Genomic DNA, 16,728 nt, shown 5'->3' with positions numbered 1-16,728 from the left:
ATAAATAATAATTAAATTAGCTCTCAATCACTTGAGAGCTTTTTTTATGAAATATATTCTTGTTTTAACAGTTATTTTTACTGGATTATCGTGTTATTCTCAAACTGAAGAACAATTAGCAGATTATGAGTACTTTTTAAATAAAGGTGGTACTTTTTTATATGCGGATAAAGATAGTGCTTATGTGTATTTATCAAAAAGTTATAAAGTTGCTGATGAAAGTAATTACTTAGATGGTAAGTTAAATACCTTAACTTATTTAGTACAAGCAAATGGATATCATTTTGATTTAAAAAAACTAAATCAAAATTTAAGAACTTTTGAAAAGGTGTTAAAAGACGAAGCGGTTGATACCTTGACGTATGGAGCGGTTTATCAAAGAAGGTTTTTATTAGAAAAAGGACAATACTTTTATAAAATTAATAATTACCAAACGGCTCTAAGATACTTTAATGAGTTAGTTAATGATTTAACTAGATCAAAATCAAGTGGAGATGATTTGATGAATGAATTAAATGAGCTTTATTCTGCGTATTCTTTTATAGCAGCAGTGTACGAAAAAAGTGGAAAATATAGTTTGTCAAAAGAGTATCATAATAAAACCTTATCTATTACCGAAGCGCATCCAGAAATAAACTGGAGTAGACATATTCTTAACACTAGAATGAGATTAGCTAGAGTTTATGAAAATGAAAGTGATTATTTAAGTGCGAATGAATTATTAAATGAAGTGTTGCCTGTTTACATTTCACAAAAGGAAAACCCAAGATTTAAGAATAATATTCTCTCTACGTATCAACGTTTATCTAAGAATTATTTATTACAGGATAGTATTGTAAAAGCGATTAATACACTTAAGGAGAGTGAAGTATATTATTCTGAAAATGATCCCTTTAAAAGATCTGCGGATATGTTATATGGTGATATCCATATAGAAAACAAAGAATTTGATAAGGCTGAAGCTTTTTATCAATCATATCTAATGAAAACGAAATCTTATAGGCAAGATGAAAAGCATCAAGATGTAGCAGAGGCTTTTTCTAAATTAGGGCGACTATATGTAGCTAAAAATAATCCACAAAAAGCACTAGAGTTTTATCAAGAATCTTTGATGCAAATAGCGCCAAATTTTAATGATAATGATATTAAAAATAATCCTGATCCTAAAAAAGTTTTGTCGAAATTAGAGTTGGTAAAGGTTTTAAAAGAAAAGCTGGAAGCATTACAATTATTATATAAAAACAATAATAAGATTGAGGTGCTTAACATAGCTTTCTCTACATCGTATGATATTATTAAAACATTGGATTTGTTGAAACCTGAATTCGAAAGTAAGGTGGATAAGCAATTTCTAATCTCAGAAATGTATCCAGCTTTTCATAGTATGGTGGCCATAGCATATGATCTTTATGAGGTTACTAAAGAACCTAGATATATTGATGATGCTTTTTATTTCTTTGAAAAAAGTAAAAGTGTTTTGCTGTTAGAAGCAGCAAGGAGCACACAAGCTAGTTCTTATGGTGGAGTTCCAGAGGAAATTGTAGATAGAGAACAACAGTTTAGGGCCAATATTATTCATTTGGAAAAGAAATTTTTTAATCAAAAATCTAATATGGTAGTTTTTGATTCCTTGTTTCAGCTTAAGAATAAGTATTATAATTTCATTTCTGATATAGAACAAAATTATCCAAAATATTATGATTTAAAGTACAATGCTGATGTGGTGAGTTTAGAAGAAACCGCCAACCAATTAATTGAAGATAAAGCACTACTAAGTTATTTTTCGACAAGTACGGATTTGTTTTTAATTACTATAGAAAAGAATAAGAAAGAATTTTTTAAAATCCCTTTAGGATCTAAAACCCAAAATAGGATAACATATTTTTATTCATTATTGTCGAAAATAAATATCAATGACCTACCCGAGATATATGAAACAGGGTATTCTATTTATGATAAGATTTTAAAATCACCTTTGGATGGGATAAATGCTAAAGAGCTTATAATCATTCCTGATGGGATATTAAATTATTTACCATTTGAAGCTTTGTCTACATCAAAAGATAATGCAAATTATTTAATTAAAGAGTATCAAATCTCTTATACGAATTCATCCACATTGTTGAGAGAACAACAAAATAAATTAAGGATTGATGAAAATAAATTATTGGCATATGCTCCGAGTTTTGAAATAGCTAGCGGAAATGTTTCGCAAAATAGACCTGATTTTGGGTCATTATTATATAATAAAGATGAAGTAAATCAAATAACAAAATTTTTTAATGGAAGAGCTGTCATAGGTGATGAGGCTTCTTTAAAATCGTTTTCAGAAAATTCTCAGAAGTATAATATGCTCCATTTTGCTACGCATGCTGCAACCAATGATCAATACCCAGATTATTCCTATTTGGCATTTGCTCCTGATAGTAAAGGAGAAACCAGTTTATTATATGTTAAAGATTTATATGGTTATAGTATTAATGCAGATTTAGTAGCGTTAAGTGCTTGTCAAACAGGTTTAGGTAAGCTTCAGAACGGTGAAGGGATGCTTAGTTTAGCAAGAGGTTTTAGTTACGCTGGTGCTAAATCTTTAGTTACTACATTATGGAAAATTAATGACCAAACCACATCAGAATTGATGCAGGAGTTTTATAAAAATTTGAATAAATCCTTATCAAAGGACGAAGCTCTTAGAAATGCTAAACTGACTTATCTTACTAATGCAGATGATGAACTATTAACACATCCATATTATTGGTCCGGATTTATGATTTCTGGTGATACGACTCCGCTCCAGAAAAAGACTCCTTTCTTTTGGTGGTTATTATTGCTTGGTATTCCGGTCCTATTGGTGGTAGTAAGAAAAATAAAAAAATAGATGGTGTAGATCTATTTTAATTGGCTTAGAAGTTTCAGAACATCACTATTCTTAAAACTCCCTGTTTTAGACATTTCTTCTAATAAATTAATTGCCTCTTTTTTTCTATTTTCTTTAAGATAAGCTAAAGATAAATACCACTTTCCTCTTTCAGATAATTGACCTTCCAGTGAGATATGTTGTTCTAATAATGGAATTGCCTCCTTAGTTTTATTAGATGCTAATAAAGAATTTGCTTGGTATAACAGAAAGTAAGCACTTTTCGTCGTTTCATATAAGTTTCCAAATTGCTCTGCTGCTAATTCATAATTTTTACTTTCATATGAAGTAAATGCAATAGTCTCTTTGTTGGTAGTATCTTCTCCACGAACAATAGGAGTTACTACATTTTTATAGGGTTCAAAATTTTCAGCATATAATTGATTAGTGTCTACGCCAAAAGGTTTTAGGAATGTAATACCGCCAATAGCAACTACCAATAAGATTGATGCAGCTACTAATAATTTTTTGTAGTTAAACAAAGGCACCACTTTGGTTTCGTTAGCTGTAATTTTTTCTTCAAAACTTGCTAAGCTATTTCTTAATCCATCTCTGTCTTCAGCTCCGGCTACTATATTAAGATCCTTAAGAAATTCAACTTCTTTTCTAAAAGTAGTGTCATTTTCTATAAGATTGTCGAACTGATCTTTTTCCGCGGGAGTCAGTTCTGATTGTAAATACTTGTCTATTAACTCTTCTCGTTCCATTTATGCGGGGGTTTTAATTGATTCTTTTAGGGATTTTAAACAACGGGATTTCTGGCTTTTTACTACATTTTTGTTCTCGTAGCCTAAACTTTCGGTAATCTCATCAATTGTTAGTCCCCGATAATAGAATAAGGTTAACATTTCTTGACAACGTTTTCCTAAATTTTTAAAATGTTGTCGTAATAGTTGTTGTTCTGGAGTTAATTGAGGTTCCTCAAAAATATCTTGTGTATCAGATGTTTCTTTAAAATCTACACTGTTTTCATAAGACACTGTTTTTTTTTGTTTTTTAAGTTGATCATAGATCATATACTTTCCGATACTAAATAAATAGGTCTTAATAGAACTTTTGATAGTGTCTAGTTTACCATTAATAGCATGTTCGCGTAAGGCTATGAAAGCTTCTTGATATACATCTACAAGAGAATCGTGATCTAGATCATATTTTTTTGCGAACTGCAAAAAAGCATTACGATACTCAGTGTAGATCTTTTCTAAAGCTTGGTTATGCCCTTTTTTTAACGTTAAAAGTTCTTCCTTCATACTTTGTGACCTGACGATAGGGTAATAGGTTCATCTTATTTTCCAAAGATAAAGTTAACCTTTTTTCTAAAACGCACACAAAGAGATAAAACCAAACAAATAGTATTATGAAAACTACAAAACAAATAATGGGAATAGCAGTGTTGCTTTTTGTGATGTTTATACCTCAGAATATGGAAGCGCAGTTTTGGAAAAAAGTAGCTAAAACCGCTGAAAGAGCTGCTGAAAAAACTGTTTTGAAGAAAACAGAGGAAAAAGTTTCAAAAAAAACTAGCAAAACTATAGATGATACGGTTGATGGAAAACCTAAAAAGAATAAGAAAAACAAGAAAAGTAAAAAAAATAAAAAGGAAAATGGTGCAATTATTTCTTCAGAGAATAAAGGAAAGAATGATGTAAATACAGTAGAGAATATAGAGCCTTCTTTTGCTGCTTATTCTAAGTTTGATTTTATAGCTGGAGAAAATATAATTGCATTCGAAGACTTTAGCCAAGATGAAATAGGGGATTTACCTGCTCGTTGGAATTCTTCTAATTCTGCAGAGGTGGTTACACTTAGTAATGAAGAAGGACGTTTTATACAAATAGGAGCAGGTACGGGATCTTATGTTCCTGAATTTATAGATGAATTTCCTGATAATTTCACGTTAGAATATGATGTAGTTTTTGATTATGATGTGTCTGAATATGCGTATCAGCGTGATTTAATGGTGGTGTTTTCTGATGTAGAGAATCCTGGGTATGAATTACAAGATCATACTCCGGGTAAAAATGGTTTTGTGTTTGCTATTCGGGGCGGTAACAGTTATGGTGGTAAAGTAGATGTACATAAATATTGTTCCGATAGTAAGTTAAACTTAAGTTCGGATAAGCAAATAGCTCAATTAGATAAAAAAAATAATAGTAGAGGGGAGAAAATGCACGTTTCTATTTGGAAGCAAAAACAACGAATGCGCGTATATATTGATGAGAAAAAAGTGTTTGATATTCCAAGAGCATTTGAAAAAGCTACAATTCTTAAAAATGTAAAATTCTTTTCTCAAACAAAGCCAGAAAATACATTCTATTATATAGGTAATATAAGATATGCTGTAGGGAAGCCTGATATGCGTAATAAGTTAATTACAGAAGGGAAATTAATTACTTATGGAATTACATTCGATACAGGAAAAGCATCGGTAAAATCTGAATCTTACGGTACCATAAAAAAAATTGCAAAAGTGCTTTCGGATAATCCTTCTATTAAAGTGTTAATAACAGGTCATACAGATAAAGACGGGGACGAAACTTCTAATAAAAAATTGTCCAAAAGAAGAGCGATGTCGGTAAAAAATGTACTTGTAAATGAATTTGGAATTGATGTATCTAGGTTAAAAACTGATGGTAAAGGAGAAAGCGAGCCTATTTCTAAGGAGAGTACGCCAGAAGCTAAAGCGAAAAATAGAAGAGTAGAGTTTAAAAAATTATAATTTTTAAAAAAAAAGCTTTCCAAATGTTTACCTAAGTAAGTATGTAAATACTAAGAAGTAAATTATCTAACAATTAAAAGGAAAAATAATGAAAACAAAATTTAAAAGTGTAGGTCTAATAGTGATGATTGCGTTTACTATAATGTTTCAATCTTGTAGCAACGAAGATGATGGAGTGAATATTCAGAATGAAGCTCAATTAGAGAATATTCAAGGTCGCATAGAGCAGTATCAAGAATCTATAGAGAACATAGAAGCGCCAGATGATATGGAACAATACGCTCAGCAGAACACGTATGCTGCCAATGCTACATTTACATTGGCAACTTTACAAGTACAGGCATTAGCTTATTCATCTGTTTTTCTTTCAATTCCGGGTGACGCAGAACAACAAAGTGTTGTTGGTAAGAATGGAAGGAATACTGGTACTTGGGTTTGGAGTTATGGTGGAGTTACATTGTATTATACGGTGACATCAGATGCTACGTATGATTATTTTACATACGATATAGAGGAATCCGGTGTTCGTAGAACTTTTTATGAAGGTAAAATTAGTAAAGACGGTACTTTCTATGAAGTGAGATTTAATGGAGAAGGAGGAGAGTTCTTTGTAATGACATATAGTAAAACAGGAAGTATTATCAATTTTACGATAAAAGATCAGAGTAATGATAGGATTGAACTTGTTTACAATGAAGCAGATCAATCAGGGTCAATAAAAGCATTTGAGTCTGGTGTGTTAACCGAAAGTTTTGTTTGGTTATCGAATGGAACAGGTACATATACAAATCATACTACTGGAGAAACTTTTTCTTGGCCATAAAAGAAAATAAAATAAGAAAATATTGTTTTAGAAAAATCATACGTGGAATTCACGTATGATTTTTTCTTTTTTAAAGCTATAAATAATAAAAAAGCGAATTTTATTTACAATTATTAAGGTGTGGTTTTGCCGTAAAATAGATTGTTTTCGAGTTTTGTTTTTTTAGTGTAAAAAAACCTTGGTAACAGGTGAAAAACAAGTAGTTTTTGAGGTTACTAACAATGATGTTTATATCTTTTTTTGTAAGTTTAAGCTATTGTTTTTCAGGTATTTATGTTAAATATGTGAATTGTTGGTTTTTATAGGTTAATTCCCTTCGTGTTGAAAACTTTGTTGAAAACGTTTGCTAACTTTTTGTGAAACTTCTAGAGCATTTTTTGATCTTTGTTAGTCCGTAGCGGAAACAAAAAATCGTAAAACTAGCTAAAAGAAAAAAAGATGAATGCAGTAGAGCCAATCTTGCAAGAAAATAAAGACAGATTTGTAATTTTTCCTATCAAACATCATGATATTTGGGATTGGTATAAAAAATCAGAAGCTAGTTTCTGGACAGCTGAAGAAATTGACTTACATCAAGATATTACTGACTGGGCTACTAAGTTGACAAATGACGAAAGATATTTTATTAAACACATTTTAGCGTTTTTTGCCGCTTCTGACGGAATTGTTAATGAAAATTTAGCAGAGAATTTCGTAAACGAAGTTCAGTATAGTGAGGCAAAATTCTTTTATGGTTTTCAGATTATGATGGAGAATATTCATTCTGAAACATATTCTTTATTGATCGACACTTATGTGAAAGACGAAAAAGAGAAAGATATTTTATTCAAGGCGATAGATAATTTTCCTGCAATTAAGAAAAAAGCAGATTGGGCGTTGAAATGGATTGAATCAGATTCTTTTGCTGAGCGATTAATAGCTTTTGCAGCGGTAGAAGGTATTTTCTTTTCTGGAGCATTTTGTTCGATTTTCTGGTTAAAGAAACGCGGTTTAATGCCAGGACTTACTTTTTCTAATGAATTAATTTCTAGAGATGAAGGAGTACATTGTGATTTTGCAGTGCATTTACATAACAAACATTTAGTAAATAAAGTGCCAAAAGAAAGAATTCGTGAGATCATAGTAGATGCTCTTAATATAGAAAGAGAATTTGTTACAGAATCTCTTCCTGTAAGTTTGATCGGTATGAATGCTAATTTGATGACTCAATATTTAGAGTTTGTTACTGATAGATTATTGTCAGAATTAGAATGTGAAAAAGAGTATGGAACTTCAAATCCATTTGATTTTATGGATATGATATCATTACAAGGGAAAACAAATTTCTTTGAAAAGCGAGTTTCAGAATATCAAAAAGCAGGAGTTCTTAATAAGGATACCGAAGAAAATAAAATAAGTTTTGATGCTGATTTTTAAGCTTTAAAAATCATTTCAAATAAAAATATATTCATTCTGAGCTAATTAAGAATAGGGCTTCTATTTAAATAGCGATTAGCTCAGTTTGATAAAGCTTTCTAAAAGCTTACAAAAAAAACAAAAGAAGGCGAAAGTCATATAATTATATTTTAATTAATGAGAATAACTCTGATTATCATAATGCAGAGGTTTCTTTTTAGTATCTGATTTCGGGGGAAATCATTTGTAATTATTAGTTTTCAGTAAATAGAGGAATATAAACACAAATTAATATCATGGTTCTTCAATAGAAGAATGCTATAAAAACCAAAAACGTATGTATGTAGTAAAAAGAGACGGTCACAAGGAGCCAATTATGTTTGACAAAATTACCGCAAGGGTAAGGAAGTTATGTTATGGATTAAACGCTCTGGTTGATCCAGTGAAGGTAGCGATGCGAGTGATAGAAGGGCTGTATGATGGGGTAACTACTAGTGAACTGGATAATCTGGCTGCAGAAATTGCTGCAACTATGACTATAGCACATCCAGATTATGCTAAGTTGGCTGCGCGTATATCAGTTTCTAATCTACATAAAAATACGAAGAAGACATTTTCTGAGGTAGTTACAGATTTATATGAGTATGTAAATCCAAGAACCGAGAAAAAAGCACCACTGATCTCTGACGAAGTATATGAAGTGATCATGGCAAATAAAGAGAAGTTAGACTCTACGATTATCTACAATAGGGATTTTGGTTATGATTATTTTGGTTTTAAAACTTTAGAGCGTTCTTACTTATTAAAAATTAATGGTCAGATTGCAGAACGTCCGCAACATATGTTAATGAGAGTTTCAATTGGAATTCATCTAAATGATTTAGATGCAGCAATTGAGACATACGAATTAATGTCTAAAAAATATTTTACACACGCTACACCTACGTTATTTAATTCTGGGACTCCAAAACCACAAATGTCATCTTGTTTCTTATTGGCAACAAAAGATGATAGTATTGATGGAATTTATGACACGTTAAAGCAGACAGCAAAGATTTCACAATCCGCAGGGGGAATTGGATTATCTATACATAATGTGAGAGCTACGGGGTCTTATATTGCAGGGACTAATGGAACATCGAACGGTATAGTTCCTATGTTACGTGTATTTAATGATACCGCTCGTTATGTAGATCAAGGAGGAGGAAAACGTAAAGGTTCTTTTGCGATCTATGTAGAACCATGGCATGCAGATATATTTGACTTTTTAGATCTTAAGAAAAACCACGGTAAAGAAGAAATGCGTGCGCGTGATTTATTCTATGCAATGTGGATTCCAGATCTATTTATGAAGCGTGTACAAGAAGATGCGGAATGGACATTAATGTGTCCTAATGAATGTCCAGGATTATTTGATATTCATAGTGATGAGTTTGAAAAAGAATACTTGCGTTTTGAGTCGGAAGGAAAAGGTCGTAGAACTATAAAAGCGCGTGAGCTTTGGGAGAAAATTTTAGAATCTCAGATTGAAACTGGAACCCCATACATGTTGTATAAGGATGCGGCTAATCGTAAATCTAATCAACAGAATTTGGGAACTATTCGTTCTTCTAACTTGTGTACAGAAATTATGGAGTACACTAGTCCTGATGAGGTAGCAGTGTGTAACTTAGCTTCTATTGCATTGCCAATGTTTGTGAAAAATGGAGCATTTGATCACGAAGAGCTTTTTAGAATTACAAAACGAGTAACAAAAAATTTAAATAAAGTAATAGATCGTAATTATTATCCTGTAAAAGAAGCAGAAAACTCTAATATGCGTCACCGTCCTATTGGATTAGGTGTGCAAGGACTTGCAGATGCTTTTATTCAGTTGCGTATGCCTTTTACTAGTGATGAAGCTAAGAAACTGAATCAAGAAATTTTCGAAACTTTATATTTTGCAGCAGTAACAGCGTCTATGGAAGAAGCTATAGTTGATGGTGCATACCAAACATATGAAGGATCGCCTATATCTAAAGGAGAATTCCAACATAATCTATGGGGGATTAAAGATGAAGAGTTAAGTGGTCGTTGGGATTGGGCTAGTCTTAGAAAAGAAGTGCTAAAGAATGGTGTTCGTAATTCGTTATTAGTAGCTCCGATGCCAACAGCATCAACTTCTCAGATCTTAGGAAATAATGAAGCGTTTGAACCGTATACAAGTAATATATATACAAGACGAGTGTTATCTGGTGAGTTTATTGTAGTAAACAAACATTTATTAGAAGATTTAGTAAAATTAAATCTATGGAGTGATGATCTTAAGGATGCTATTATGCGTGCTAATGGATCTATCCAGAATATAGATATTATTCCTCAGGAGCTTAAAGAATTGTATAAGACAGTTTGGGAATTAAGTATGAAGGATATTATTGATATGTCTCGCCATAGAGGATATTTTATTGATCAATCGCAGTCACTGAACTTGTTTATGGAAGGTGCTACAATGGCAAAACTTACTTCGATGCATTTCTATGCTTGGAAGAGTGGGTTAAAAACCGGAATGTATTATCTGAGAACTAAATCTGCAGTAGATGCGATTAAGTTTACACTTAAAACTGAGAAGAAGGAACAACCGCAAGCAGAACAAGTAGCGGTTGCAGCAGCTCAAGTGATGGAAGCTCAGTCAGCTCCTAAAACAGAAGCACAGCCAGAAGCTGTAGAGGTTTCTGCAGAAGGAACCTCCTTAACTCCAGAAGAATTGAAAGCGTTAATTGCGCAATCAAAAGAAGCTGAAGGAGATGATTGTTTAATGTGTGGGTCTTAATTAAGACCATTTAAATAGGGCAAAAGGGAAGTTTTCTGTTAAGAAGCTTCCCTTTTTTGTATATTCGATTTTTCTTAAAATTATGATGAACTGGGAACAGCTACTGTCCTTAAAACGACAGGGAGATACTAATAAAAGATTGCGTAAAGAACAGGATGAAACTAGATTAGGTTTTGAGGTAGATTATGATAGGATTATATTTTCTTCGGCATTCAGGAGTTTACAGGATAAAACTCAGGTAATCCCACTATCCAAAACTAGTTTTGTACATACCAGATTAACTCATAGTTTAGAAGTATCTGTGGTAGGTCGTTCTTTGGGTAGAGTAGTAGGAAAAAAAATTTTAGAAAAACATCCACATCTTGCCACTATTCACGGGTATCAGTTTAATGATTTTGGAGCCATTGTCGCGGCAGCTTCTTTATCTCATGATATAGGGAATCCACCATTTGGACATTCCGGAGAAAAAGCAATAGGAGAGTATTTTGCTACCGGAAAAGGTGAAATGTATAAAGAGTATTTAACCCCAAAGCAATATCAAGATCTTATAGATTTTGAAGGAAATGCAAATGGGTTTAAGATTTTAACAGAATCAAGACAAGGTATAGAAGGAGGGTTGCGATTATCCTATGCTACGCTGGGAGCTTTTATGAAATATCCTAAAGAGTCTTTACCTAAAAAGCCTACTTCACATATTGCGCATAAGAAATTTGGATATTTTCAGAATGAAAGGACTTTTTTCAAAGAAGTAGCAGAAGAGATGGGGTTGCTATCTCAAAAAATAGGAGATGAAATTACGTATAGTCGTCACCCATTAACTTTTTTGGTAGAAGCGGCTGATGATATTTGTTATACCATTATTGATTTTGAAGATGGTATTAATTTAGGATTGATACAAGAAGAGTATGCTCTGGAGTATCTGATCAAACTAGTAAAGGATACGATTAACACATCAAAATATAATAGCCTTACGACTACAGCTGATCGTCTAAGTTACTTAAGAGCATTAGCAATTAATACATTGATACAAGAAGCAGCTAATACTTTTTTAGAACATGAGGAAGAGATATTAAAGGGAGATTTTGCCGAGGCACTTATTGATAAAAGTAAATATCAGGCACAAATTGATGATATTATTAAAATAAGCATTGCTAAGATCTATCAAAGTTCTGAAGTAGTAGAAAAAGAGATTGCAGGATATGAGATTCTTGCCACGCTTCTAGATAGATATTGTACTGCAACAAATCATTTTATGAATCAACAAGCTTCTAATTACGATAAACTGATTTTGAAAGCTGAAGGAAATAATTTCGATTATACTAATGAAGATCTATATACTAGACTAATAAGCATAAGTAATTATGTAGCAAGTCTAACTGATGGAAATGCGTTGTTGAAGTTTCAAAAAATCAAAGGGTTAGAAATCTAATCTTTTAACATTCAACCTTTGTTTTTTCCTTATTTTTAGGGTTTATAATATATTAAAAATCATATTTCTGATATAAATCTGTGTAAGAATGAAAGGATTCTACTTTAGTGTTTTGTTTTTTGCTCTTATCTTCAATTCTTTAGAAGTCCTTGCTCAATCTTCAAATCTTCAAATTATTAAAGACTATTTGACACAAGTAGGAATGTCTCAAGAAGATATTTCAGAACTTCGTATTCAAAGAGAATCATTTTCTAAAAGTTTAAAGGCTTCTAATATATACGTTATTCAGGAATACAAAGAAATTCCAATTTATAATGCAGTAGGGAGTTTTGTTGTAAAAAATGGAAAAGTACTTTCGTTTAGTGGAAAACTTCACAACGATCTTTCTAAAAAAGTAAATACTATTATACCTAATATTTTAGCTCCTGAAGCCGTTCAACAGGTGGCTTCCAATGTAGGAATTAATACTCCAATTAATCTGAAAAACATTAATAAAAGTGACAATGGGAAAGTAATTTATGTTGATGAGAATTTATCTCAAGAACAAATTCCGGTTCAACTTATGTATGTTTTAAGGGATGGTAAGATATATCTCTGTTGGGATATGAGTATCTATACGATGGATGGAAAACATTGGTATAGTGCTAGAGTCAATGCGGTTACAGGAGAAGTGTTGGATAAAACAGATTGGATGACAGAATGTTCTTTTGAGCATACTGAAAATCGAAATACCCATAGAGATGATGTCTCTCAAAGTACTTTTGGGTTCAAGAAAAAATATAACTTTTTGATGGAAGGAAGTTATAATGTATATCCAATACCAGCTATAGAGAGTCCAAACCATGGAAATAGAGTGCTTATAACTAATCCAGCAGAGGCCACGGCATCTCCTTTTGGTTGGCATGACACCAATGGAATTGATGGAGCAGAATTTACTACCACTAGAGGTAATAATGTAATAGCGTCAGAAGATGTGAATGCTAATAATGGTATTGGAAATCTTGCAGACGGAGGGGCAAGTTTGGTATTTGATTTTCCTTTTAATGAGAATGAGTTAGTAGAAAACTTTGAAGAAGCATCTATTACGAATCTTTTTTATGCAAATAATGTCACACATGATGTGTGGTATCAATATGGTTTTGATGAAACTGCTGGTAATTTTCAATTTAATAATTATGGAAGAGGTGGTTCAGCTAGTGATGAGGTATTTGCCGATGCTCAAGATGGATCAGGATTTAATAATGCAAATTTTGGAACACCGCCTGATGGAGCAAATCCAAGAATGCAGATGTTTTTGTGGAATCCGACACCTGATCCAGCAGTAAATACTTTTGTAGTTAATGGAGGAACATTATCAGGGGCATATGTCACTGTTGACAATTCTTTTAATCCGGGCCACATAGATGCTCCCGAATTTCCTAGTGGACTTACTGCTAATTTAGCACTTGCTATTGATGATGATTCGTCGGTAAATGCTAATGATATTTGTTCTAATATTATAAATGCATCATCTCTTAATGGTAGAATAGCCGTTGTAAGAAGAGGTGGTTGTAATTTTGATGATAAAGTATCTAGATGTCAAGCGGCAGGAGCTGTTGCTGTTTTGGTAGTAAATAATGTAGCTGGAGATCCAATTGCTATGGGAGGAGATGATGGTAGTATCACTATTCCGGCGGTTATGATAGGAAGAGATAATGGAGAGGCCCTAATAACAGAAATGACTTCCAATACAATAAATGTTACACTTTCAGATATTGGGAGGAATTTTTTTGCAGAGGATAGTAGTTTTGATAATGGAATTGTCGTTCACGAATATGGACATGGTATTTCCAATCGTTTAACAGGTGGAGCAAACAACTCTGGTTGCTTAACTTCCTGCGTTCAGTTTGATCCCGATGGGAATTGTACTCAAGCTACTGAGCAAATGGGAGAAGGTTGGTCAGATTGGTTTGCATTAATGATGACTATCGAATCTGGTGATGCAGCAGAAGATAGTAGGGGAATAGGAACCTATGCTGTAGGTCAACCTACAACTGGAGGAGGAATTAGGCCTTTTCCATATAGTACGAATATGACGATTAATCCGGTAACATATGCGGATACAAATAATACAGGTAGTTTTTCTGCACCTCATGGAGTTGGATCTATTTGGGCATCTATGATTTGGGATCTTACCTGGGCATTGATTGAAAGAGATGGGTTTGATCCAGATTTGTATAATGGAACAGGTGGGAATAATTTAGCAATGCAATTGATTATGGATGGATTAAAATTACAATCTTGTAATCCAGGTTTTGTTGATGGCCGTGATGCTATTCTTATGGCTGATGAAATAGCAAATTCGGGAGCAAATGTTTGCTTAATTTGGGAAGTTTTTGCGAGAAGAGGTTTAGGTTGGGGTGCTACTCAAGGTGATTCACTCAATAGAACAGATCAAACAGAAGCATTTGATATTCCACCTTCTTCTGAAGTATCTTGTTTGTTAAATGTAGAAGATTTTGATGAAAGTATTTTTAGAATTACACCAAATCCATCAAGTGGTAATTTTGTGATTAATGTTTCTAAAGGTTTTGGCGAAAGTAATATAAGAATAGTAGATATTAACGGAAGAGTTGTTTTTGAACAAGATATTCTTTTAAACAGTTCTTATAGTATCAATGCGCAAAGCTTAAGAACTGGAATTTATATATTACAAATAATGACGAACGAGGGAAATAGATTTACAACAAAAATAGCGATAGAATAATAATTAGGAAAGATTAAAAATAGTCTCTCTTATTTTTTTCGCAGAAATACCACAAATTTCTTGTAATTCTTCGGTAGTTCCTTGGTGTATGAAACGATCCGGAATTCCTAAAGTAATTATTTTCTTTGTGAAATTATTATGATTTGCAAAATCTATAATTGTACTTCCAAATCCTCCTTTTATAACACCATCTTCTATAGTTACGATGGTTTTATGTTTTTGTAGTATTTCTATTAGAAAATTGGAATCTAAAGGTTTTATAAAACAAAAATGATAGTGATTCACTTTTTTATCAATAGATTCTAAAGCATCAATTATATTATTTGCTATTGTTCCCGTTGATATGATTGCTATTTCTGATTCTTCATTTCTTAAACTTGTTCCTTTTCCTATTAAAATTTTAGTCATAGGAACTTTCCAGTTTATAATTTTTCCTCTACCTCTAGGGTATCTAATAGCAATTGGATGCTCTAATCCTAATGTAGCAGTATAGAGAAGGTTTCTTAATTCAACCTCATTTACTGGTGCAGCTACGATCATGTTCGGAATACAGTTTAGATATGCTATATCAAAAACACCGTGATGTGTTGCGCCATCTGCACCAACTAACCCAGCACGGTCAATACAGAAAATTACAGGCAGATTTTGTAAAGCTACATCATGGATTAATTGATCATATGCGCGTTGTAAAAATGTTGAGTAGATTGTACAGAAAGGGATTAATCCTTGTGTTGCCATTCCTGCTGCTAAAGTAACCGCATGTTGTTCTGCGATACCAACGTCAAAAGCTCTATCGGGCATTTCTTCCATCATATATTTTAGAGAGCTACCAGTTGGCATTGCTGGAGTAATACCAATGATTTTTTTATTCTTTTTTGCGAGTTCTAAAATAGTGTAACCAAATACATCCTGAAATTTAGGAGCTTGTTGGATATCTTTTTTCGGGATTAATTCTCCTGTATGAGCATCAAATTTTCCAGGTGCGTGATAAGTAACCTGATTTTCTTCAGCTTGTTTTAATCCTTTGCCCTTAGTTGTGATAATATGTAAAAGTTTAGGACCTTTTATAGTTTTTAATTTTTCGAGAGTGTTTAATAAAGTGGGTAAGTCATGACCGTCTATAGGACCGAAATATTTGAAATTCAATGCTTCAATAATATTATCGGTTTTAGGTTTATACCCAACTTTAGCTTTGGTTAAATATTCCTTTAGAGCTCCTACACTTGGATCGATTCCAATGGAATTGTCATTTAAAATAATTAGCATGTTGGCATCAGTGACGCCTGCGTGATTTAGTCCTTCAAACGCCATTCCACTAGCAATAGAAGCATCTCCGATTACAGCAATATGTTGTTTTGCAATATTGCCTTTTAATTTTGATGCAATTGCCATTCCAAGAGTAGCAGAAATAGAGGTAGAAGAATGTCCAACACCAAAAGTATCATATTCACTTTCACTACGTTTGGGAAACCCACTAATGCCTTCTAGCTGGCGGTTAGTATGAAATAATTTTTTTCTTCCGGTTAATATTTTATGAGGATATGCTTGATGTCCTACGTCCCAAACTAATAAATCATTAGGGGTGTTAAAAGTATAATGTAAGGCAATTGTAAGTTCGATAACCCCCAAGCTGGCACCTAAATGTCCTTCTTTTGTAGCTACTATATTAATTACAAAATCACGTAATTCTTTTGCTAAAACAGGTAGTTGATCTGAAGAAAGTTTACGAAGATCCTCAGGGTATTCAATATGTGAAAGTAGTGTGTCTTTCATTCAGTAAAAGTACTATTTTGAAATGAGCTGTAACAATCTCTAATCAGTAATTCCGATGGTTGCTTATAAAATTAATTAAGAGAGTTTCTTATAAAGCTGAATACATTGAAAATAAGA

Annotated in this window: 10 protein-coding genes; 7 read left to right on the top strand and 3 right to left on the bottom strand. The window is 32.6% G+C overall.

What is annotated here, in order from left to right; translation table 11 throughout:
• Nucleotides 1-46 precede the first annotated feature (46 nt).
• Nucleotides 47-2,878 carry a CHAT domain-containing protein gene (locus BMY33_RS10605; RefSeq protein ID WP_091408145.1) on the top strand — a complete coding sequence of 944 codons (2,832 nt, stop codon included), beginning with the start codon at nucleotides 47-49 and terminating at the stop codon, nucleotides 2,876-2,878.
• An 11-nt stretch (nucleotides 2,879-2,889) separates the two neighbouring features.
• Here the strand turns inward: BMY33_RS10605 and BMY33_RS10600 are convergent, their stop codons facing one another.
• Together BMY33_RS10600 and BMY33_RS10595 are read right to left on the bottom strand one after the other, a co-directional pair.
• On the bottom strand, nucleotides 2,890-3,624 hold the full coding sequence (locus BMY33_RS10600) for a hypothetical protein (protein WP_091408143.1): 735 nt from the start codon (nucleotides 3,622-3,624) through the stop codon (nucleotides 2,890-2,892).
• Complete coding sequence (locus BMY33_RS10595) at nucleotides 3,625-4,167, bottom strand: RNA polymerase sigma factor (RefSeq protein WP_091408142.1); 543 nt, start codon at nucleotides 4,165-4,167, stop codon at nucleotides 3,625-3,627. It lies immediately after the preceding gene.
• A 107-nt stretch (nucleotides 4,168-4,274) separates the two neighbouring features.
• On the opposite strand from BMY33_RS10595, the gene BMY33_RS10590 reads away from it, so the two are divergent.
• From BMY33_RS10590 to BMY33_RS10565, 6 genes are all read left to right on the top strand, one after another.
• Nucleotides 4,275-5,636, top strand: a complete 1,362-nt coding sequence (locus BMY33_RS10590; protein WP_091408140.1) for an OmpA family protein — start codon at nucleotides 4,275-4,277, stop codon at nucleotides 5,634-5,636.
• A gap of 88 nt (nucleotides 5,637-5,724) precedes the next feature.
• A complete protein-coding gene (locus tag BMY33_RS10585; RefSeq protein ID WP_091408139.1) occupies nucleotides 5,725-6,459 on the top strand; it encodes a hypothetical protein in 735 nt (244 codons plus the stop codon).
• A gap of 438 nt (nucleotides 6,460-6,897) precedes the next feature.
• Entirely contained in the window at nucleotides 6,898-7,875 is a 978-nt protein-coding gene (locus BMY33_RS10580; RefSeq protein ID WP_091408137.1) for a ribonucleotide-diphosphate reductase subunit beta, read from the top strand.
• 316 nt (nucleotides 7,876-8,191) lie between these two features.
• On the top strand, nucleotides 8,192-10,663 hold the full coding sequence (locus tag BMY33_RS10575; protein WP_091408136.1) for a ribonucleoside-diphosphate reductase subunit alpha: 2,472 nt from the start codon (nucleotides 8,192-8,194) through the stop codon (nucleotides 10,661-10,663).
• An 85-nt stretch (nucleotides 10,664-10,748) separates the two neighbouring features.
• Complete coding sequence (locus BMY33_RS10570; RefSeq protein WP_091408195.1) at nucleotides 10,749-12,092, top strand: deoxyguanosinetriphosphate triphosphohydrolase; 1,344 nt, start codon at nucleotides 10,749-10,751, stop codon at nucleotides 12,090-12,092.
• Nucleotides 12,093-12,180: 88 nt separating this feature from the next.
• Nucleotides 12,181-14,838, top strand: coding sequence for a T9SS-dependent M36 family metallopeptidase (locus BMY33_RS10565; protein ID WP_091408134.1), 2,658 nt, complete (start codon nucleotides 12,181-12,183; stop codon nucleotides 14,836-14,838).
• A 3-nt stretch (nucleotides 14,839-14,841) separates the two neighbouring features.
• Here BMY33_RS10565 and BMY33_RS10560 read toward each other — a convergent pair whose 3' ends face one another.
• The gene (locus BMY33_RS10560) at nucleotides 14,842-16,611 is read right to left on the bottom strand and encodes a 1-deoxy-D-xylulose-5-phosphate synthase (RefSeq protein WP_091408133.1); all 1,770 of its coding nucleotides are present in this window, start codon (nucleotides 16,609-16,611) and stop codon (nucleotides 14,842-14,844) included.
• Nucleotides 16,612-16,728 lie beyond the last annotated feature (117 nt).

The sequence above is a fragment of the Aquimarina amphilecti genome (assembly GCF_900109375.1).
Lineage (GTDB): Bacteria > Bacteroidota > Bacteroidia > Flavobacteriales > Flavobacteriaceae > Aquimarina > Aquimarina amphilecti.
The sequence above is the reverse complement of the archived record's forward strand: the minus strand, read 5'-3'. Positions and strand labels throughout refer to the sequence as shown.